At 44.4% G+C, this 21,246-nt stretch carries 22 protein-coding genes and 1 tRNA gene; 7 read left to right on the top strand and 16 right to left on the bottom strand.

All coding sequences use genetic code 11. The features are described 5' to 3' along the window. Window positions 1-29: 29 nt before the first annotated feature. The 4 genes from MT962_RS13065 to MT962_RS13050 form a co-directional block, all read right to left on the bottom strand. Window positions 30-1,067, bottom strand: coding sequence for a hypothetical protein (locus MT962_RS13065; protein ID WP_247365827.1), 1,038 nt, complete (start codon window positions 1,065-1,067; stop codon window positions 30-32). Window positions 1,068-1,175: 108 nt separating this feature from the next. Continuing rightward, window positions 1,176-1,952 carry an ABC transporter substrate-binding protein gene (locus tag MT962_RS13060; RefSeq protein ID WP_024559729.1) on the bottom strand — a complete coding sequence of 259 codons (777 nt, stop codon included), beginning with the start codon at window positions 1,950-1,952 and terminating at the stop codon, window positions 1,176-1,178. A gap of 14 nt (window positions 1,953-1,966) precedes the next feature. After that, a complete protein-coding gene (locus MT962_RS13055) occupies window positions 1,967-3,145 on the bottom strand; it encodes a M20 aminoacylase family protein (protein WP_247365824.1) in 1,179 nt (392 codons plus the stop codon). A 456-nt stretch (window positions 3,146-3,601) separates the two neighbouring features. Further along, a complete protein-coding gene (locus MT962_RS13050) occupies window positions 3,602-3,820 on the bottom strand; it encodes a hypothetical protein (protein WP_247365823.1) in 219 nt (72 codons plus the stop codon). A gap of 207 nt (window positions 3,821-4,027) precedes the next feature. On the opposite strand from MT962_RS13050, the gene MT962_RS13045 reads away from it, so the two are divergent. Both MT962_RS13045 and MT962_RS13040 read left to right on the top strand, forming a co-directional pair. After that, window positions 4,028-4,972 (top strand): hypothetical protein, encoded by a 945-nt coding sequence (locus MT962_RS13045; RefSeq protein WP_247365821.1) that lies wholly within the window; start codon window positions 4,028-4,030, stop codon window positions 4,970-4,972. Next, entirely contained in the window at window positions 4,969-5,241 is a 273-nt protein-coding gene (locus tag MT962_RS13040; RefSeq protein ID WP_247365819.1) for a hypothetical protein, read from the top strand. The genes MT962_RS13045 and MT962_RS13040 overlap by 4 nt, the downstream gene beginning before the upstream one ends. Window positions 5,242-5,252: 11 nt before the next feature. On the opposite strand, the gene MT962_RS13035 is transcribed toward MT962_RS13040, so the two are convergent. Then, a complete protein-coding gene (locus tag MT962_RS13035; protein WP_247365817.1) occupies window positions 5,253-5,567 on the bottom strand; it encodes a helix-turn-helix transcriptional regulator in 315 nt (104 codons plus the stop codon). 209 nt (window positions 5,568-5,776) lie between these two features. Here MT962_RS13035 and MT962_RS13030 point away from each other — a divergent pair, with 209 nt between their 5' ends. Then, a complete protein-coding gene (locus tag MT962_RS13030; RefSeq protein ID WP_028019940.1) occupies window positions 5,777-6,028 on the top strand; it encodes a helix-turn-helix transcriptional regulator in 252 nt (83 codons plus the stop codon). Between the two features lie 53 nt (window positions 6,029-6,081). On the opposite strand, the gene MT962_RS13025 is transcribed toward MT962_RS13030, so the two are convergent. The 5 genes from MT962_RS13025 to dndA all read right to left on the bottom strand — a co-directional run bounded on the left by MT962_RS13025 (window position 6,082) and on the right by dndA (window position 9,276). Further along, window positions 6,082-6,486, bottom strand: coding sequence for a putative T6SS immunity periplasmic lipoprotein (locus MT962_RS13025; RefSeq protein WP_247365815.1), 405 nt, complete (start codon window positions 6,484-6,486; stop codon window positions 6,082-6,084). A gap of 40 nt (window positions 6,487-6,526) precedes the next feature. After that, the gene (locus MT962_RS13020) at window positions 6,527-6,916 is read right to left on the bottom strand and encodes a DUF943 family protein (RefSeq protein WP_247365812.1); all 390 of its coding nucleotides are present in this window, start codon (window positions 6,914-6,916) and stop codon (window positions 6,527-6,529) included. After that, window positions 6,909-7,016, bottom strand: coding sequence for a DUF3289 family protein (locus tag MT962_RS13015; protein WP_247365811.1), 108 nt, complete (start codon window positions 7,014-7,016; stop codon window positions 6,909-6,911). The genes MT962_RS13020 and MT962_RS13015 overlap by 8 nt, the downstream gene beginning before the upstream one ends. Before the next feature lie 303 nt (window positions 7,017-7,319). After that, on the bottom strand, window positions 7,320-8,165 hold the full coding sequence (locus tag MT962_RS13010) for a restriction endonuclease (protein ID WP_247365810.1): 846 nt from the start codon (window positions 8,163-8,165) through the stop codon (window positions 7,320-7,322). Next, window positions 8,152-9,276 carry a cysteine desulfurase DndA gene (dndA, locus tag MT962_RS13005; protein WP_247365809.1) on the bottom strand — a complete coding sequence of 375 codons (1,125 nt, stop codon included), beginning with the start codon at window positions 9,274-9,276 and terminating at the stop codon, window positions 8,152-8,154. Before dndA ends, MT962_RS13010 begins: the two co-directional genes overlap by 14 nt. A 381-nt stretch (window positions 9,277-9,657) precedes the next feature. Between dndA and dndC the strand changes: the two genes are divergently transcribed. From dndC to dndE, 3 genes are read left to right on the top strand one after another with little or no spacing between them, the layout of a single operon-like run. Further along, window positions 9,658-11,313, top strand: a complete 1,656-nt coding sequence (gene dndC, locus MT962_RS13000; RefSeq protein WP_247365808.1) for a DNA phosphorothioation system sulfurtransferase DndC — start codon at window positions 9,658-9,660, stop codon at window positions 11,311-11,313. 1 nt (window position 11,314) lies between these two features. Further along, a complete protein-coding gene (gene dndD, locus MT962_RS12995; protein WP_247365807.1) occupies window positions 11,315-13,291 on the top strand; it encodes a DNA sulfur modification protein DndD in 1,977 nt (658 codons plus the stop codon). Continuing rightward, window positions 13,291-13,659, top strand: coding sequence for a DNA sulfur modification protein DndE (dndE, locus tag MT962_RS12990; protein ID WP_247365806.1), 369 nt, complete (start codon window positions 13,291-13,293; stop codon window positions 13,657-13,659). Before dndD ends, dndE begins: the two co-directional genes overlap by 1 nt. A gap of 97 nt (window positions 13,660-13,756) precedes the next feature. Here dndE and MT962_RS12985 read toward each other — a convergent pair whose 3' ends face one another. The 5 genes from MT962_RS12985 to MT962_RS12965 all read right to left on the bottom strand — a co-directional run bounded on the left by MT962_RS12985 (window position 13,757) and on the right by MT962_RS12965 (window position 17,989). After that, entirely contained in the window at window positions 13,757-14,209 is a 453-nt protein-coding gene (locus MT962_RS12985) for a hypothetical protein (protein ID WP_247365805.1), read from the bottom strand. 3 nt (window positions 14,210-14,212) lie between these two features. Then, the gene (locus MT962_RS12980) at window positions 14,213-15,943 is read right to left on the bottom strand and encodes an ATP-binding protein (RefSeq protein ID WP_247365803.1); all 1,731 of its coding nucleotides are present in this window, start codon (window positions 15,941-15,943) and stop codon (window positions 14,213-14,215) included. A 116-nt stretch (window positions 15,944-16,059) separates the two neighbouring features. Then, a complete protein-coding gene (locus MT962_RS12975; protein WP_247365801.1) occupies window positions 16,060-17,109 on the bottom strand; it encodes a DGQHR domain-containing protein in 1,050 nt (349 codons plus the stop codon). Beyond that, on the bottom strand, window positions 17,106-17,693 hold the full coding sequence (locus tag MT962_RS12970) for a hypothetical protein (RefSeq protein ID WP_247365799.1): 588 nt from the start codon (window positions 17,691-17,693) through the stop codon (window positions 17,106-17,108). The genes MT962_RS12975 and MT962_RS12970 overlap by 4 nt, the downstream gene beginning before the upstream one ends. A gap of 211 nt (window positions 17,694-17,904) precedes the next feature. Further along, window positions 17,905-17,989, bottom strand: a tRNA-Leu gene (locus MT962_RS12965). Window positions 17,990-18,215: 226 nt separating this feature from the next. Between MT962_RS12965 and MT962_RS12960 the strand changes: the two genes are divergently transcribed. Continuing rightward, complete coding sequence (locus MT962_RS12960; RefSeq protein ID WP_024556556.1) at window positions 18,216-19,235, top strand: NAD(P)-dependent alcohol dehydrogenase; 1,020 nt, start codon at window positions 18,216-18,218, stop codon at window positions 19,233-19,235. A gap of 69 nt (window positions 19,236-19,304) precedes the next feature. Here MT962_RS12960 and MT962_RS12955 read toward each other — a convergent pair whose 3' ends face one another. Further along, window positions 19,305-20,966, bottom strand: a complete 1,662-nt coding sequence (locus tag MT962_RS12955; protein WP_247365798.1) for a hypothetical protein — start codon at window positions 20,964-20,966, stop codon at window positions 19,305-19,307. Between the last annotated feature and the right edge of the window lie 280 nt (window positions 20,967-21,246).

The following is a 21,246-nucleotide window of genomic DNA, read 5'->3' as shown; positions in this document are numbered from 1 at the left end:
CATCAAAAGCCAGCGGCGCTGGCTTTTGCTTATTCCTGCCGCGTTAAAATCTTTTCCAGATAGTCATTCGCAAGATTGTGCTTTTGCAGGTAGGCGGTCACTTCCCGCGCCCAGGCTTCGCCGTTGCCTAAAATGGCGCGGCTGTGGGTGGGAGCGTAGAAGTAGCGGTTGTCGTAGAGGTTCATCAGCGTCTGGTTGATGCCGTCGAGGTTGTACTGCGGGTTTTTACGCTGCTGCATCTCGAGCGAGCGCAGGATGCGCGCCTCGTGCTCCGGGTCGAGCGGGTAGTTGTGCTCGCCCAGTTCGCTCAACACCAGGAAATCGGGCGGGATGTCCTCTTCTATTGCCGCCTGCAAGCGGTAATGGCCGTCCAGCACCACGAACGACGCGAGGCCCGCGATATACCAGACCAGCACCGGCGGCAGCGCCCCTTCGCGGCACTTCTTGCGCCACCACTTCAGCCGCCCCGCTTCAGGCGTAATGGCGTAGCGCCCCAGCAGCAGGTTGCCGCCCCACCACCAGTCTACGAGCTTCACCTTTTCGGGTTTGGTCAGGTCCGGAAAATCTTCGCCGTAGAGCGTCCAGTCGCACCAGATGTGCTGGCTGCTGGCGGGCGAGTTAAAACGCCACTGCGCCAGCGGCAAAGCGGTGTTCACCACATAAGGCGCGGTGGGCTTCACCTGCGTCATCGGACGCAGCAGCCAGCGCCGGGCGGGCAGCAGCGCGGCGGGGGAGTCTATCAGGCGCTGCGTGAAGTAGCGGCACCACTGCACAAGCCAGGCCTCCTGCCCCGCTTTTTTGATGGCTTCGACATCCGCCGACGTCACGGGCGGCAGCAGCGCCTGCGCGCACGGGTTATCACTATTGAACACCAGCCAGACGCCGGAGTGGTCTTCCAGCACCGAGGCCCAGAACAGCGGCGTGCCGTGGGCGGTGAGCGCCATCCGACCATAGTAGCCGCTCAGCATCTCCATGGCGAGCCCCGTGGCGGGGTTATCCTGAATCGTAAATTCCAGCCCCTGCCAGCTGTTGTCTCTGTCGAGAAGATCTTTCCAGTAACCCGCCATCTGTTATTCCTTTTATTCAGTTACGGGAAGTGTAAAGCAAGCGGAGGGAGAGGGACATTCATCAATTCAGGGAGGGGAATAAGCGGCCCGTAAGGCCGCCTGATGTCATTACGCGCCGGAGTAAATATCGAAGCTGAAATATTGCGAGGCCAGCTTTTTATAGGTGCCGTCCGCCAGGATCTCGGCAATGGCGCCGTTAATCGCCTCGCGAAGCGCGGCGTCGTCTTTACGCAGGCCAATCGCCGCGCCCGCGCCGAACAGGTCGTTATCCTGCAGCGCGCCGCCCACGAATGCGTAATCTTTCCCCTGCGGCTTTTTCAGGAAGCTGTATTCCGCCATCACGCCCGAGAGCACGGCGCCGTCGATACGCCCGGACTCCAGGTCCTGAATCACGCGGTCTGCGCCCTGGTAGGCCACCACGTTCACGCCCGCGTTGCGCCAGTATTTATTGGCGTAGGTTTCCTGGGCGGAGCCCTGCTCCACGCCGATGGTTTTGCCTTTCAATACTTTCACATCCGGCGCGGTAAACGCGCCCTTGCGCGCCACTAAAAATACCGGGCCGTTATAAAGCTTGTTGGAGAAATCAATTTGCTCTTTGCGCTTATCGGTGACGTACATGCCGGAGAGAATGGCGTCGAACTTACGCGCCTTCAGCGCCGGAATAATACCGTCGAAGTTATTTTCCACCCAGACGCATTTCGCCTGCAGCTTCTGGCAAATGGCGTTGCCTAAATCGACATCGAAACCAATTACCTTGCCGTCGATATCTTTCGATTCAAACGGCGCGAAGGTTGGATCCACCCCAAAACGAATCTCTTTAATATTGTTCGCAAGCGTGGGCGCGCTGATTAACAGCGCGAGCAGCGGCAGCATAAACGTTTTCATAGCAACATCCTGTATTAGCGGCAGTAAGATTCAACCAGGCGCGAGAAAAAGGAGGCGCCGGTGGAGATGATTTCATCGTTAAAGTCGTAGCCCGGGTTGTGGACCATGCAGCCGCCCTTCTCCCCTTTTTCGCCATTGCCCAGCAGGAAATAAGTGCCGGGGCGTTTTTCCAGCATGAAGGCAAAATCTTCACTTCCCGTGGAGGGGTGGATTTCATCCAGCACCGCGTCGGCGCCGAACACCTCCACCGCCAGCGCGCGGGCGTACGCCGTCTCTTCATCGCGGTTAATCAGCACCGGGTAGGAGTCGTACACCTCCACATCGCACGTCGCGCCATAGCTTTTGGCGGTGAGCTCGGCGATTTCCTGGATGCGTTTGATGAGCAGGTTGCGCACGTCTGGCTTCATAGCGCGAACCGTGAGCTCCATGACCGCGCTTTCCGGGATGACGTTCGAGGCGATGCCGGACTGGAAGGTGCCGACGGTGACGATGGCCGTCTCGCCCGGCGTGACGTTGCGCGAGACGATGCTTTGCAGCGCCATAATGATGGCCGCGCCGGTGACTATCGGGTCTACCGTGCGGTCCGGGTGCGCGCCGTGGCCGCCGTAGCCGTTCACGGTGAGCTTCACCGTATCCGCAGAGGCCATAAAATTGCCGGCATAGAAGCCGAACTTGCCGACCGGCAGGCCGGGCATATTGTGCAGGCCGAAGACGCAGTCGCACGGGAAGCGCTCGAACAGGCCGTCTTTGATCATGAGATCCGCCCCGCCGATGGCCTCTTCCGCAGGCTGGAAGATAAGGTGCACGGTGCCGTTAAACTGACAGGCAGGCGACGCGATGTATTTGGCGGCAGCCAGCAGGATGGTGGTGTGGCCGTCGTGGCCGCAGGCGTGCATTTTGCCAGGCGACGTGCTGGCCCACGGCAGGTTGGTGGATTCGAATATCGGCAGCGCGTCCATATCTGCACGCAGACCGATGGACTTGCCGCCCGCGCCTTTACTGAGCGAGCCGACGACGCCCGTTTTGCCAAGGCCGCGGGTGACCTGATAGCCCCACTCTTCAAGCTTACCGGCGACCAGTTCGCTGGTGTGAAACTCTTCCAGACTTAATTCTGGGTGAGCGTGCAGATGATGACGGATGGCAATCATTTCATCTTCAGACGCTTTTATTTCTGGAATAACGAAATCAGACATGCGGGGTCTCCGGCTGGGTTTATTTTTTAGCGCAACAGGTAAATTATCTTTATCGGTTATTTATGCAAGCAGGATTTCTTATGACGAGGCGGTAAATTATCGGGATTATTAATGATGCAGTTAAAAGTGCATAACGTGCATTTTAAATAATTTTTTACTTCCTCCTTAATTTACGTTGTGTTTATTTTGTTTATTCTTTACGTGTGAAATTTTGCAGAGGTAACGGCTGACCTGATGCAAATTCGACGTTGTTTCAGAGGCATGGGCAGGCGGTGTTTCCTGGCGTGGAAAATGCATAAACAGCTGAAGGCGAATGATATCACAATGGAATAATAACGCTGCGTAAAAGTTAATGCTGCACAGGTAAACCGTGTTAATCAAATAGCCTGCGTCCGGCCTCTGTGAGCTCAATCAGTAATTGCAGAGTGGATAACGCGCCTTCGTGATGATTCAGTTTTATACAGGCTGGCGCGATGGCGTTCGGCAGGAACCCGAGCCCTCACCTGGGAAACAGGTAAAGAAGGTAAACCCGGTTAAATCCACTACCAGCGATTCGAAATACTCTTCAGCTTCCTTCGCCAACACGGCGATTTTTCTGGTGCTAAGCGACGCGTTCCCTTCTATTTTCGACAGGTGCTTTTTTATTAGCGTGCGGACGGCTTCGGCTTTGGTCATATCGGGGTTCCGGATAGTGGGCGATGGAAAAGGTTATTAAGAGGATACAGGATCAATTATTAAGGTATGCGTTAAAATTTAAAGCTTAGTAATTCTGGTTACATAAAAGCGTAATTGAAGAGGTCTGGAAAAAGGCTTGCAAAAGAATTAACCTAAACTAATCCCTTTTAAGGTGCGAGCTCTCAGGGCTTTCAGGAAGGTATTTATATGGATGTACAAAATTTAGATTTACAGGCACGGCTTCGGGTTGTTCTCACTAAAACAGCAGCTTTACTGCCAGCCGACATTGGGCAGCAGCTACTGGCTATTATCTCCCCGCAATCGCTGGCTGTTATGGCTTCAGTTATTACTATTTGGGCAGGAGCCCATTTCTTTGGCATCGGCGAAATCGCTGATCTCATTTTGCTTATAGTGGGCTGGGCGGCAACGGGAGGAATAGCTCTGCAAGCAGGACAAAAACTCTACAGCTTTGCCATCAAAACGAATGAAGCGCATATAGAGGCAGAACTCGATATTGCGGCCAGTGAACTTGCTGAAGCCATTACGCTTATTGGTGTTAATACTTTTCTCGCGCTTTTGCTTAAAAAGAAACCAAACGACACGTTTAAGAAGCCTTTTCGAGGCGTGTCCATGCCTACTTACAGTAAATCAATCGCGGCTCGTATGAACCTGCCGAAAAATGGAGGGTGGCGATATACCCCAACGATAAAAATAAGCAAGCGTAAAGATGTCAATCAGGGGGCAACTAAGCCCTGGGGTGATGCGGTTGTCGGACGTAATTACTACCCTGCTGCTATGCCGAAAGATGAAGCTTATCTGAAGATGCTTACCACGCTTTATCATGAGCAGGTACATATGGCCCTAGCGCCAAAATTCTATTTGTTACGTGAATTGCGCGTATTCCTGAAACAGAGTGGATACAACAAGTCTTACCTGCTCCGTTACCTTGAGGAAGCTTTTGCAGAAACGGTTGGTTTAATGCGCGCAAGAGGTATGAGCGCCCAATATATTATTGAAGGCTTTAAATTTCCCCTAGGCAATACTTACGAGATTACCTTTTCCTTGTTGAGGCATGAAGCGGCTGGCATTCTTCTTGGGCCGGTTGTTGTCGGTGGATTGATGTATAACGTGTGGTATGGGGTGCAGAGATGATTACGAAACAACAGGCCTTAGCCATAGCCAAGTCTTGGGCGGAAACGAGTGGCAGAGGATGGGATGAGCATTTCCAGGAAGCCACAGCCATAACGTTAGAAGGCGAACCGGTGTGGATGATTGCCACGTCAGCTATTGCTTACTCAACAGAGCTTCCCTGGATGATAGAAGAAATGCCTGAGCCTTCTTACTATTACATCAGTATGGTTGAAGGAAAATGCATAGCCGTAGGGTCAAGGCAACATGAAATACAGCGCGTCAAATCTTAGTGCTCATTAATTTAGCGAACAATGAGCTTGAAGATAGCGTCTTTGGTTTGCTGATCGAGCTGTTTCCAGTGAAGCAGTAGCGTGGCCAGCTCATCATCTTCAGTATAAAAGTAGGCAAGCGGAACATTCAGAACGTCCGCTAGCTGCTGTGCAACTTCAATACTCGCCTGATGCACACCTTTCTCGTAACGGTTTATACGTGTACTCGCGACGAACTCATCTATCCCGGCGAGTATGCCGAGTTTCTTTTGAGATAGCCCTTTCGCCTCACGTGCCGATTTCAGACGCAGACAAAAAATTTGAGGGTAGTTAGTCGATTCGCTCATGACTACGATAGTCGTAGTTTTCTAAGCGCAACGATACTACGTTATACGTAGCATGAATTGTTTAAGGCATTACATCGGCGTTTCATAGCTTTCTGCTTTCAGTCACAGAGCTACGAAATACGTAACAATCTCATTGAAAGCAAAACTACGAATAACGTAGCATTTAATTAAGAATGTAACGTTTAACGCAATAACGTCAGGAGGGAATCATGACAAACGACTGGCACCAGGCCGACATCATCGCCGCGCTTCGCAAAAAGGGCACTTCACTCGCCGCGCTTTCACGCGCTGCCGGGCTGGGTTCTTCAACGCTTGCCAACGCGCTTACCCGCCCGTGGCCGAAAGGGGAATATTTAATTGCCGAGGCGGTGGGTGTTCATCCTTCAGTGATATGGCCGAGCCGATATTTCAAGGACGGGGTTATGGTGGAGCGAAGTGTGTTGATACGGCGGAGGGGTTGAGGTTGAGGAGTGAAGGTTGAGACGCCCGGAGGGGGCGTCTTTTTTATAAAAGTTCAGCGTTGGTTTTGCTGAAGGATTTTAAGTCTGCCGTCTGCGTCTTGAGATAAAGTGAACCTTGCAGCAAAGAGTCGCCCTTTCTCCATAGTTGTCTTTTCCAGACTGTAATAAGCTGCGTAGCTGTTGCCCCGCTTGAACTCAAAACCATACGTGGGGAGGCATTCCCCCTTCACTGCTCGAGGCTGCGAAGCAGGATCACCAAATGTCTTGAGCATTTCCTGCTCGGCCTCACTGCCTATCTGAACGGAGAATATCCGCTCACCTTCTTCTGCCGGAACCAAAATACAGACTTTGTTATTTACCAACGTTACCTGAGCAGGCAATTCAACCCGTACAGGGTCCATCGGTCCGGGGCAGCCAGTAAGCAGAAACACCGCGCCTGGTAAGAGAAGTTTTTTCATGTCTCCCTGCTTTCATCCTGGTAGAATTTTATGCAGTGAATTAGTCGTATGAGATATCAACATTCGGGCTATGAGAAACACTGAATAAAGGATCTTTTTCAATACAATTTGCCGGACCCGGCATATCCTCAAAACAGAGTAAGTCTGAGTCTTCATCCGTACCGCTGTCGGCACGGTAACCCTCCCCGAACCCCTGAAAATAAACGGTATAGAACCCTTCCTCATCCAGCACAGAAATACCGTATTTCTCTTTTATCATCTCTTTGTTGGCTTCCCACCAGGCGATTTGCCGACTTTTCAATAACGGAAAATTTTTTACCAACAATGTGTTGTGGTCGTGAACTGCAACAATCTCAACTGGTTTTAAAGACCACCATACCACCACTGCCAGAATGGCTAAGCTTGCTACTAAAAATATCCGTTTAATCATACTTTGTTCCTTCAATAGTCACCGTTGCGTTTATTTCTGTAATGAAGGGCTTATAACCGTATTTTACCCAACGTTGAAGAACAAACCAAATTTTAAACATCCTTTGGTCTAAAGGAGAATGTTTGATTAATGAGGCGATAGGCTTTGATCTCCAAGTTATTTGGCCGAGTCAGTATTTCAAGGATGGAGTTTGGAGGGGGCGGATTGATAAGGCGGAGGGGTTGAAGAATGGAGTGAAGGTTGAGATGCCCGAGGGGCGTTTTTTTATAAGGAGACCGAGGTACTCTCACTTATGATCAATACAGTCGAAACATCTACATAACTAATTAAATATAAAGATATCCGGGGCTATCATAACAAAACAAGCCGAAATTAAAGCAGGAAATATAAAATCAGCACCCGTTTAGAGTGGTTGAGTTAAATACAAATAATCTGACTCATTCCAAAGAAGATCTTCTTCAAAAGAATATACAGCTATAGACTCTTGAATCACTCCAATTTGGCGCTCAAGCATAAATTCTGCAAGCTGCTCCCCATCAATTAAAATTACTGGGACACAGCCAGGTTTAAAGGAAATATCTTCAGCCTCCTTAGTAAATGAGCTTGTAGTAATAAAAATTCCTTGTTCGTATTCTCCGGTAATATCACCACGAAAACCCGAAATAGCTGGCCGCCCTACTTTATTATCTAAAGCATATCTTTTACATTGTACAGCGACCCTCATATTAGCAATCCCTACTTTTAGTAGCCCATAGATATCTATACCACCATCTCTTCCACGGCTTGTTAAAGCCATTTTCGAAAAACCATATCTTTTCAAAAAGATGCGGCAAAAATTCTCAAATTTTTCTGGAGGCAAATTCCTTAAGCAAGCTGCAATTTCCTGTTTTACCTTATCTCTTTGCTGCTTTGCCATTTTTTTCATCTCTATTATAGACAGATTAACTTCGTCATCTTTAATTACGTATTCAGCAGATACAATTTTATTATCTTCCTCTTGTATAAGGGAATATGCCCCATTGCTCCTCTTAATAAATATCTTTTTACTATTCATTACGCTTAAGCTTTTATTAGCGCAATGTCTGTCTAATGTAATGCGTAGAACAGTTTTTGGTTCTTTAGCACCAAAATTATATAGACTATGGAGACAAATCCGCTCATAAATTTCCTCCAAACTGCCTGATCCACCCAGAAAAAGTAAAGCCTGACGAGCAGCATCTGCTATAGTCCGTTGGTTAAAGAAGCCCACGAATCCTCTCCTTTATATCCATTAAAGGAATATCTTTAGTCATATGACACCAAGAAATTCTAATTGCGCTATCGATTCTTTCATCATCGAGCCCCATAGCTTCTAAGACATGGCTTGCGGAATAGCTTTGAGAAGTACAGGCAGAGCCATTCGAAACAGCGATTAGTCCTTTCAGCGCAACCATAGCAGCTTCGGAATTGAGACCTTTTATAGAAATATTTAAAACATGCGCTGCACTATTATCACCGTTGATAACATAGTCTAAGCCTGATAAACACCGAAGAATATCTTCTTTGATTATCAAACAGGCAGAGCGCCATTTCTCCGCATTTTTATATGCATTTTCTGCAGCCAAGCCTAAGCCTGCAATTAATGATACGGGAAGAGTACCTGGTCTCAGTCCCTTCTCTTGACCACCACCATACATAATTGGGGTCAACGGTATTTTTTCGTAGCCACGACGCCTTGCAATTAATGCTCCAATACCTTTAGGCGCATATACTTTATGACCACTAATACTGATTAAATCTATACGTTGATTTTGTAATGCCTCTGAGTATTTACCAAAGCTTTGCGCCGCATCGACATGTAAATAGGCCTTATGTTCCTTTAATACATCACAAATACCTTCTAGATTTTGAATAGAACCAGTTTCATTATTTATATGCATTAATGATACTAACAGCGTGTCAGGACGTAATGCTGCTTCTAGATCTTTTAATTTTATTATTCCAGATCCATCTACAGGTAAATAAGTTACCTCGAATCCTTTTTTCGCCGCATATGCGATTGGTTCAAGTACAGCTTTATGTTCAATTGGTGAGGTAATGATGTGTTTTTTATTTACTTCATTACCAAAATCCAACAAACCCAAAATAGCAATGTTGTTACTTTCAGTAGCACCACTTGTAAAATAGACTTCAGACTTATCGGCAGCAACAACTTTGCTTACCTGCTCTCTTGCTTGTTCAACAGCTTTTTTTGCAGTTAATCCAAACTCATGAGTTCGGCTACCTGAATTTCCATACTCTTCAACCATAAAATGCATAACTAACTCAGCCACGTCAGGAGAGACTGGCGTCGTGGCGTTGCAATCTAAGTATGTTGTCATAAGGTTATCTTGTCGCCTGTGTTAGAAGGTAATGACTTAACTTACAGTATGCAGTTACGTGTAAACTGACACAATATCTTGTGTTGTCACATCTGAAAGAGCACGTTCAGACTGTATGTATATATAGTGTTTTGCTACTCTTTACTTGACGGACACAACGAGGGCTTTATCATACTTGTTTTGAAACATAACTTGCACGTTTGCCCTTCGAAGTGCAGAAAAGGGAGTATGAAAAAATGTGTAAGCAGACAACACGTAAATCGAGAACATATCCATTATGTTCAAGAGGTTACTAATCCTAATGCTTGGCAATACCACGGCATGCTTATCATTCCTCTTACATTATCCATTCGTGAATCCCTAAGAAACTAAAGGTTAAAAATGACTATTGACACATTTCAACCAAATAAGTCGGCCTTTGCAGCTGCAGGGTTCAAGAACACTATCAGGGAGCTACTTGAGCAAACCAAAGAGCTTTATCTAAGCGATGATATCCCATGGGTAGTTGGGTATAGCGGTGGCAAAGATTCTACTGCAGTGCTCCAGCTTATCTGGTGTGCTCTTCAGGAGCTAAAAATCGAAGATAAGGCTAACAAGGCAGTGCACGTCATAAGTACGGATACCTTAGTCGAAAACCCTATAGTAGCTCTCTGGGTTAACCGCTCACTGAAACAAATGCAAAAGGCGGTTGATGAGCAAAAATTACCCATTTTCCCGCATCGGTTAACTCCTGAAGTAAATGATCGCTATTGGGTTAACTTGATTGGACGCGGCTATCCTGCGCCACGTTACAAATTCAGATGGTGCACGGATCGCTTAAAAATCAGTCCTTCTAATAACTTCATTAAAAATGTTGTAAAGAAGAATGGCGAAGCTATTTTAGTACTAGGTACGCGTAAAGCAGAAAGCAGCGTCCGTGCTGCTACCATGGAAGTTTATGAAAACCGCGCTGACAATACCCGACGTGCGGTAGGTTTATCGGTCAACAAAGAACTTGACCGAGTGTGGGTTTACACTCCCGTAAGTACGTGGAGTAATGATGATGTTTGGCAGTATTTGATGCAGGAAAAAAATCCTTGGGGATTTAAAAACCAAGAATTATTAACAATGTATCAAGGTGCCACTGAAGATGGTGAATGCCCCTTAGTCGTTGATAAATCAACACCAAGTTGTGGTGATAGCCGTTTCGGCTGTTATGTATGCACCATGGTTGGTGAAGATAAATCAATGGCTGCAATGATTCAAAACGATAGTGAAAAAGAATGGATGTTACCTCTTCTTAAACTTCGGAATGAAATCGATATCAACGATTCAAATAAAGAGCTAAAAAGTAAAAAAATACAAGCCGACAAAGATCGCCGTGATTTTAGGCGCATGAATGGTTCATTGACTGTTCACATTAATGAATATGGTGCTGACCTAGTGCGTGGACCCTATAGACAGCCATTTCGCGAGTATATGCTCCGTAAAGTTCTTGAAGCACAAGTTCAAGTACAACAACTGGGGCCTGCAGAAGTAAAAGATCTCGAATTGCTTACTATTGAAGATCTTGAGGCTATCAGGAATTTATGGGTTAATACAAAAAATGAAGTAGAAGACAATGTTCCTTCTATTTATGAATCCGTAACAGGTAAGTCTTATCCTGGAGTTCAAATTAAGGAGCATCCTCTTCTCAATCATAAAATTATGCAAAAGCTTAAAGAAAAATGCTCTGAGTATAATGATGAAGACGGGCTTAAATATGAGCAAGTACGAGAATTACTAACCATTGCCGACAAGCATAAGAATTTGTTAAGGCGTTCTAAACTTTTTGATCAACTAGAGTCAGCTCTTGACAAAACAGCTTTTGAAAATATCAATCAAGCACGTCAATTTGCATTACAAAAAAAATTAACTGAGAACCAGTTTAGAATTGCTTCGCATGATATCGAAGCTGAAGAGAAAGCGAAGTTATTATGGGAAAACGATAAAATTGAGGCTTCGCTTCTTGAAAATAAATATGTTCATTTAGAACAAATAGATATCCAAGAGATTTGATATGATATTTGAAGAAGTAAAATTGTATAATTTTGGGATTTATAAAGGCGAACATATTGTTTGCCTTGATAGTCCCGATCCCTTTAAACCTGTTATTTTGATTGGAGCTCTCAATGGTGCGGGAAAAACCACTTTTTTAGATGCTCTACAGTTAGCTCTCTATGGTAAGCATGCTAAATGCTCAAACAGAGGCAAATTGAGTTATTCAGCATATCTTGAAAGAAATATCAATAGGTTTGCAGAAAAGCAAGAAGCTAGTATTTCTCTAAGATTTAGACATGGTGATAGTAATCAAAACAGACATACTTATGAAGTAATAAGAAGCTGGTCTAAAGATCAGGGGAAAGAATGTCGCGAAACAACTGTAGTCAAACTTAATGGCATTAGTGATGATTTATTGAGTGACAACTGGGAAGATTTCGTTAATGAATTTATCCCCCAATCTATTTCGGAACTTTTCTTTTTTGATGGCGAAAAAATAGAAACTTTGGCTGATCCAAAACGTTCAGCTGAATTGTTAAAAACAGGAATCGAGGCGCTTCTAGGTCTAGAAGTATTATCAAAGCTATCAAATGATTTAAGCGTAATTCGAAGAAGGAAACAGGAGAAACAACTCAATCAAGTTGATTTGTCACAAATTGAAACTTTAAATAAAGAAATCCAAGAGCTGGAGAAAAATAAAGAGAAAGTAAATGATAAGCTTGGTGAATATTACAAAACCAAGGGTTTGTTAGAGGAAGAATACGAGTCAATCCAAAATATGCTTACTTCTAGCGGAGCCGACAAGCTATCGCTAAAAGAAAAATTAGACGAAGCAAAAGCCATACTACAGAAAAATCTTTTTGAAACTGAGCATGAGATAATTAAAATTACATCGGGAGTACTCCCGTTAGGCCTTATTGAAGATTTGCTTCGAGCTACTGAAACCCAGCTGAAAAAGGAAAAGAAAGTTCATGCTTATAAGAACGCTGAAAATATTATTAAAGAGCAACAAGGGCAATTACTTTTAATTATTTCCGAAGCCGTTGCAGATAACAACCTGTTGACCATTATCAAAGATAAAATTGCATCCGAAAATGAAAAGCTTAAACAAGAACAAAATATAATCTGCTATCTTGATAATGTTAATGTAGCAATCTCAGATATTATTGAGAAAGTTAATGAAGACAAAAATAACGTAGCAGATTTACTTCGAAAAAAAGGTCACATTCAAGATGATATAGCGCTATTACAGCGTAAACTTGCAACTATTCCAAAATTAAAAGATGTACAACATATCATTGAAGAAAACGCTAAACAAGAAGAAAAAATTAAAACAATCAATGATAGTATTAGCCAAGCGGCATCGCACCGACTTGAAATTGAATCAAAAATAAAAAATATTAAAAGCAAATATGAATCGCTTTTAATGCGAACAAATGCTGAAACATTTGAGCAGAGAAGGCAAGCTCAAATTATAAAACATATTGACACCTTAAAGTTGATTTTAAATGACTTTAATGAACAAATGATTCAAGAAAATATTACAAAATTGGAAAATAGAATCAAATCAAAATTTGATCAACTAAAACGTAAAGATCATTTTATTGAACGTTTAAAAATCAATGCTGTAGATTTTTCAATAAGTTTATACACTCGAGATATGAAGCTACTTTCTACAGATAGGTTATCTGCAGGCGAAAGACAACTTTTTGCTATTGCTATTTTATGGGGACTTGCTGATTGTTCTGGCAAAGAGCTTCCTACTATTATTGATACCCCTATGGGTAGACTTGACGGAAAACATAGAACTAATTTAGTTGAAAAGTACTTTCCATTAGCAGCATCGCAAGTGATACTTCTTTCAACTGATGAGGAAATTTCAGGCTCATACTATAATAAATTAAAGCCATATATCGCAAAAGAATATTATATTGATTACGATGAAAGTAATCATAGTTCTTTTTTTCATCCTGGTTATTTGGAGGTGGTAAAGTAATGGCTTTAGAAATTATCAGGCTATCTGAAAAAGCCAAACAGCAACTTATTACTTTAAAAAAAAGGACAGGAATTGAGAACTGGAATATCCTTTGTCGTTGGGCATTATGTGTATCCTTAGCAGAAAAAACTGTTCCCCCTCATGAAGATATTATTACTGATAGTAATATCGAGATGACTTGGAAAACTTTTACCGGCGAATACTCTGAAGCCTATCTTGCCATTATAAAGCAAAGGATATATCAAGATTATGGAAGTTTAGCCTCAGATATTAATCCTGATTACTTCGTAAAGTTACATTTACACAGAGGGGTTTCATATCTTTTGAATAGAGTTGAAAGTATTGACAGCTTATGCAACCTTATCTAAATAGTTATATATATTGAATAAATAAACTGCCAAGCAAATTTTACTTGGCAGTTTTAAAAATGATTGTATTTAAATAATGATTTATTAAGCTACACAATTAGCTAAGCTTCCATTCTTGGTATCTTTTTGATATTTCCGAATAAATTTCTTTCGCTATAGTGCATGGATCAAATCTAAAGCTTTGCCATACTGGATCGGACGGAGGTCTTGATATTATACGAGAATCAGGACCAAATACATCTGGATTCAAAGCATAGGACCTATGCAATTCAGCCTCAACTGCTCGCCTTGCTATCTTTCTTTTATATACGTCCTCGCAGTCAATTTCATTACATTTTATACTGATAAAAAAGATATCCTCTTCACTACTTAGCTGCTCACCTTCCATTTCATAAAGGTTAACAAGAAAAGTGCCTCGTTTTCCAAGATGATTTCCCCATCTAACGGCAGGATGGCTACCAGTTTCTCCTATATATATATATTGAGAATAGCTAATCAAATAAATATAAGAAGAACTAATTTCTCCTGTTAGTATTCCGCTGATTATCATAATTCACTCATTCTTTAAATTATAATTTTCCGCAGACCATTCTGAAAGCCAGTTACTAATATTTTTATGGAATTTTCTAAATATGCTATCTAATGTCTCTTTATCTAAATTATCAAAATTATGTTTTACATTATTTTCCGCGAGGCCAATTGAGAATATAATAGCTTCTAAAGATAACCTTTCAAGACTATTTTCTGAAAATCTTGTTAAGAACTCACTATAATATGGATGATTTTTATTTACATTTACAAAGGTCCCTTCGATAGCATCATGATAGGGCTTCCAAACATATCCGTATGGAACATTGGTAGAGTAATTTATTTTCCTAAATATATCATCTTCGTCATGTAGTATTTCATCTTCGTCATTATCAGAAAAAGCTACTCTTTCTTCCTTGATTTCTTTTATTATTATTTTGCTTTCCTCAGCGCTTATTTTTTTCCTTTCAACAACTTCAGCTGAGGGTTTAGTTCCAATTATTTCATCAGGATCGTCTTCAGCTACACCTTCTAATGTATATGAAAATGATAATCCTTCATCTCCCTCTTTACATTGATTTATAAAACGCTGACATTGTTCCCGAACTTCCTTAGCTGTTTGCAATGATTTAGAAACTATATTCTTTAACCTTTCCCAATGTATATCATCAATTTCTAAGCGCTGTTTCGTAACATCAACATGTAATACATCATCATGCTCCGATTGGATATCAAGCCTGATTCTAATATTGAAGTCATCTTTGGAAATCATACCACCCAGATCATCACCCCAACGGATTAACCTGCCATTTCGATAGATAAAAAACCCGCTATTTTCTTTTGAAATTTCATAGTTAGATATAATCGCCTTGTCCTTTTTATTTAAAGGAGATTTTGTTGTTGCCATACTCCGTTGAGGAAAAACAACTGCTTGGACGTTTATAGCTGGTAAAGCTTTATCATTTACATCGTGTAGGATCCACGGCTCGTTTACTGCTAAATATGGGCTTACGAAGTCATAATTATCTGGCGACCAATGTTCTTTAAAAATTGGGCTATCAGTATGTAGAAAGTCTTTTGGTTCTACTTTTTCGAAATCAATCTCTTGAAAATATGGCTTAACTTTAATATAAATATCGAGCTTATTTTTATCATTTTTTAGAAATGAGTAATAAACAACGCCTAGTTTTTTTTTCAATTTATTGCGAGTTAGATCAGGGGATGCATGATTAACTCTTTCGCATCCTTCAATTTCAATGATGGTTCCGCTATCATTTTGAATCAAAGCATCATAGGTATCTTTTTCCGTATTGTTCAATTTGCTGACATTTATCATAAATTTATTATTTTTTTCAATAAGATCTTTATCAAAAGTATACTTATCAGTCAGTTTATTATTTTTTTTGCTTATAATAGATATTCTAGTTCCTAAAGATAAACCCGCAGATTTCAAACCTAGTCCATATTTAGACAGGCTATTTATTTCATATTTTCTTTTAGCTCCTAATGAAAAGGCTTGCTGAATTCCCTTTTCGTCCATGCCAATGCCATCATCGACTATTTGATACATTTTAACGGAATTTCTATGCTTAATAGTTTTTCCTTCTAATAAAGATAAAGTTATATAAACATTTTTTGCTTTAGCAGATACTGAATTATCAACAATATCCATAATTGCCGAATCAGGCTCATATCCGATTCGAGCAATAGCTTCACATAAACGTCCTGCATCAAATCCAATCTCTATATCACTCATATGTTCCCCTTACCAGCTGTTTAACATTATTAAATAATCTATTTTGTATATCCTAAACAATATATGCTTTTATTATTTATAATATTAGCTTTTAAATTGATTAATAACGATTACTTTTATGGCGTTAATGCAATTCTGATTTCGTTTGCCATTTTATTTATCTCTGCTTCATTAGTTCCCAAGTTTGCTGCAGTAAAAAAAATATCTTTGTCATAAAGCTTTTGCTTTATGATACCGAAGCTATCATACATAAATTTATACTCCAAAGTACCTTCCCTTACGCCTTTAGCATAAATAAAAGGAAAAGCTTTCATTATTGCCGCATATCCAGGGAGTTTAGAAATATTAGATGTTTTCGGATCATTCCACTCAGCTGAGAATACATCTTTAACAGCGTTGAATAAGTTATTTAATATTTTTATTATAACCGCATCGTTATCATCGATGAAATAATTACGAAATATACAGTCATCATCAACAGTTAAACTTTCCCCTCGTTTAAGTGCACGTAAGTCTTCATCTGCTTTTTTTGTTATGTTCGGCAGCAAATATTTAATAAATGAGCTTTGAGAGATAGAGGCATTATCCTGCCCTTCTTTCTTTTTACCTAACATTTTTAATCTATTATAGAAAGGCGATTTTCTATCATTATTCATACTGCGTGCTATTTCATGACAAGTTTTTTGAGGACTCCTATTTTCTGATAATGAAAAAAGATCATATACTAATGACGGATTTACTTTTGTTTGTTTACTATTTATAATTGAGAAAACATAGGCTTTTTCTTCATTGGTCAAATTGAACATAAACACTACTGGTAGTTCAAATAAATCTGCATTTTTTGATTTTTTTATGCCCCATAAACGGTGCTGTCCATCGATTACATCGCCAATTATTCCATTATCAAAATAGAAATAATTTTCATCACTATTTACCTCTGTAGTATGATCAACTGCAATGATGATTGGTGTTGGAAACGTAGCGTCAGGATCACCAGTATATTCAGCTATTTCATTAACTCGGCTTGTTGATCTTTCTCTTTGTACACCAAATTCGAAATCGTTCCTATTTTCAACTCTAACCATATTTATTAGTTTATTAGCTTTAACGGAAGATAAATAAAAAGTTCCGATAGGCTGATTAACTTCAATATATTTTGCCTTCATACTTTAACCCCTTTTCCATCCTGCGTTACGTTGGATGCCTCTCTATTTCTTTGCCTAACTACATCATCGTCTTTTTTATCGTAGCTTGGATCATCAATATCAGCATGCTTAGTAATATTTAATTTTAAAACTCCAAAAGAATACCCAGCCAAAAGAACTGAAATTATATAAATAAAAGGTTGAGTAAGATTAAACTCTTTGTTTGAAAGGGGTATTACTGTGATATATTTTAATTGAACTGCGGAATAAATAACTCCAGAAAAGAGCAAAAGCATAAACATAAGTATTATGGAGATGACTTTTAATGTTTTGAATTCAATTTTAGAAGAAAAGAATGGAATAAACATTGGGCCTAAAGAAGAAGCTATTAAAGCGATAGAATATGTATAAAAGCTACCAGCCACACCTTCTATATAAAGTGAATCACTTATTGATATGGATTTATAATAATACCTTATAATAACATTTATTATTATTCCTAATTGTCCACAAAAAATAGTAAACAAAAACCAAACAAAGAATTCTCTTTTATTAAACTGGAGAACAATAAAGGGATAATATATGTTTTTTAATATCTGTTTCATTGCCTCAATTTCTCAACATGATTAACATTGATTGTCATAAAGAGTATAAGTTTAATAGCAGATATCTTAATTAACTACAATAGATAAACAGGAAGCGTTCCGGCCTAACTAAATCTAACTCCATAAAATTTATAAGAATTATAAAACTAAACCACTTTTTAATCATTATAAAAAAAGCCACCCTGAGGCAGCTTCTTTTTCTCACATCGCTTGGTGCCGAAGGCCGGACTCGAACCGGCACGTATTTCTACGGTTGATTTTGAATCAACTGCGTCTACCGATTTCGCCACTTCGGCACTGAAGGGGATGCGGAAACGTGTGGGATTATACCTGCTACAACCCCCTGCGCAAGCCTTATCCCCTACCCTTGTCATCAGGTGCTGAAAAAACCGCCACTGCCTTTTCAGCCTCTTACCTTCTATCCCCCACTTTCACACTTCGAGCCATGCGCAGCGCCTGAACAGCCTCTGTCATGTGAATGTTCTACAATCACGGAGCTAACCACAACAAAGGAAAACCGGGATGACCATCATCAAAAGTTACGCCGCTCATGAAGCGGGCGCCGCGCTTGAGCTCTATGAGTACGATGCAGGCGAACTGAAGCCTGAGGATGTGGAAGTCGAGGTTGAGTACTGCGGCATCTGCCACTCCGACCTTTCCATGATCGATAACGAATGGGGCATGTCGACCTATCCGCTCATCGCCGGCCACGAAGTGATTGGCCGCGTCAGCGCGCTGGGCGCAAGCGCGCAAAACAAAGGCCTGAAGGTGGGCCAGCGCGTCGGCATCGGCTGGACGGCGTCTAGCTGCGAGCACTGCGACGCCTGCATCAGCGGCAACCAGATAAACTGCCAGCAGGGCAGCGTGCCGACCATCATCAACCGCGGCGGCTTCGCCGATAAGCTGCGCGCCAACTGGCAGTGGGTTATCCCGATGCCGGAAGGCATCGACGCCGCCTCCGCAGGCCCGCTGCTGTGCGGCGGCATCACGGTGTTCAAACCGCTGCTGATGCACAACATCACCGCCACCAGCCGCGTGGGCGTCATCGGCATCGGCGGCCTTGGCCATATCGCCATCAAGCTGCTGCACGCCATGGGCTGTGAGGTGACGGCGTTCAGCTCCAACCCGTCTAAAGAGCAGGAAGTGCGGGCGATGGGCGCCGACAACGTGGTCAACAGCCGCGACCCGGAAGCGCTGAAAGCGCTGGCCGGGCAGTTCGACCTCATCATCAATACCGTTAACGTGTCGCTGGACTGGCTGCCCTACTTCCAGGCGCTGGCCTGGCGCGGCAACTTCCACACCGTCGGCGCGGTGATGAAGCCGTTCGAAGTGTCGGCGTTCTCGCTTATCCAGGGCGACCGCAGCCTCTCCGGCTCCGCCACCGGCTCGCCGCACGAGCTGCGTTCGCTGATGAAGTTCGCCGCCCGCGCGAAGGTCGCGCCGCAGACGGAAGAGTTCCCGATGTCGCGCATCAACGAGGCGCTGCAACACGTTCGCGACGGCAAAGCCCGTTACCGCGTGGTGCTGAAAGCGGATTTTTAAGATGACAACGGCGCCGCAAGGCGCCTTTTTGTTGAGATGCCCCTCACCCCGCAAAACCGGCCATCACGGTTACCTTAGCTGCGCCAGCTGCCGGAACAGGTCGTGCATCGGCAGCATGCCGAACAGCATCTCGTCCTGCGTTATCCAGACCGGGAAAAAGTAAAACAGCAGCAGGGTGGCCGCCAGGGTGAACAGCGTGCCGGTAGCCCAGCGGTTGCGCACCCGCTTCTGCTCAAGGCTCCAGGCCGCCAGATGCTTGCCGAAGCGGCGCTCCAGCCAGCCGCGTCGCCACAGGTAGCCCAGTACCGTTCCGCATAGCGCGGCGGCCACCATCGGCAAACCGTGCAGAATGGCCACCGCCTTGAGTGAATAAAGCAGCTGGTCGGTGCTTGCTGCCTGTATCGGGAAGGTGAGGTAAATGCGCGCACGCTCGAAATCCATCACCCCCTGCTGCTGATACACCACCAGCGCAGGCGCCAGCAGATAGATAAACAGCGCGGTGAAAAGCCCCCACTTGATAACCGACCAGCGCTGCACCGCCCCGACGATGTTCCCAAGGCTTGTAAGCGCCTCATCAAGATAAGGCGTGGCGAAGGCGCGGTTCAGCGCTTCGCGAAGCATATCGCCCTTCTTGCCCCGGCTGTTCTCCACCAGCATCGCCTGGTGCGCCTCAGATTCCATAAACGTTCTCACCGTTTTACGGCTGGCGCGGGCGACCCACGGGTTAAGCAGCTTGCCCGGCGTCGCCTGGCGCACCAGCATGTCGAGGTCGCTTTTTAAGAGCGTCTGCAGCACGTGCCCGGCATCCAGAATGTGCGGCGTTACGCCGTAGAGGATCCAGCGAATCGGCTCGTCGGCCTCCGGCAGCGGGCTTTCCAGGCGGCCAAAGGGGAGGCTTGCGTCATATATCACGGTTACGTCGCGGCGGGCGTAATCCACCTCATCCTGCGCGTGCTGGACGTTGCCATACTTCGCAAGCTCCGGCAGGCCCGCTTTGTACAGGCCTTCGCGGATGAAATTGGGCACGTCGGCCTGCGGATAAATGAGCTGGTAGTCGGGGGTGCCGACCGTCGCAATAGAGGTAATCTGTGAAACCACGCCGGTGCCGTTGCAGGGCGAGCAGCGCTCATCCCCCGAGCCGCCGCAGCTGCTGCACCGCACTCTGCCGCTGCCAGTGCAGCCTGAGCAGCTCTCGTAGTAGTGCTCAATGCGGTTCTGTTTGGTGAAGTGATCGTAATAGCTGCGCTGGCGCATCACCTGACCACTGCCGCTGCAGCTGTGACAGGTGGTCTTGCCCGAGCCGCTGCAATGGCGGCAGTTTACCGAGCCTTTGCCGCGGCAGCTGTCGCAAGAGTCCGTCAGGCAAATTCGCGTTGGATGCGAGTAAACCACCTCTTCCTTGCGCCAGGCGCCGTAGGGGTTGGATAGCAGCGTCGCCCGCGCGTCGTCCAGGGTTTTGTCCCGCGCCAGTACCGCGCTGGTCTCGGCCTGTAGCGCCCGTTCGTAATCAGGCCGCGTGCGGTAGACCTGCGTATCGGCGTGTGCGGTAATACCTCCGGCCTGGTGTAGCGTTGAGGTTTGCGCTTTAAAGAGAAGGCGCAGGCCAATCTGGTAATGGAAGTCGATGTACTCAACGGGTGTGACTTTCAGCGCGTTGGGTTCAAGGCGGGTGGAATCCCTGACAAACGTTTGAATGGTGTTATCGCAGGCGGAGAGCCAGGCGTCTTTCATGGTAAATCCTCTGCGGGGTGGCTCCGTCAATACAGGATGCCGCCGGGCATGGCCGCCCGCTTACGTTTAGTGGCGTAAATACAGGATGTTACCATAGCGAAGCGCTGGCGCTGCGCCCCCTATTCTGGTGGGAAGCGGGACGGCGGTTCAGGGCGGCGAAAAGAGAGGGGGCTTACCCGCCATGAGGGAGTTAAGCGTTGATGGGAAGGGGTTATCCATTGGCCCGTGTCAGGCGCTGAACAGCCTGCGCCCCTCCCCCCAACCCTCTCCCCAAAGGGGT

The sequence above is a fragment of the Franconibacter sp. IITDAS19 genome, from assembly GCF_023079515.1.
GTDB classification, from domain to species: Bacteria; Pseudomonadota; Gammaproteobacteria; order Enterobacterales; family Enterobacteriaceae; genus Franconibacter; species Franconibacter pulveris.
Note: the sequence above shows the minus strand (reverse complement) of the source record. Positions and strands in the feature narration are given on the sequence as shown.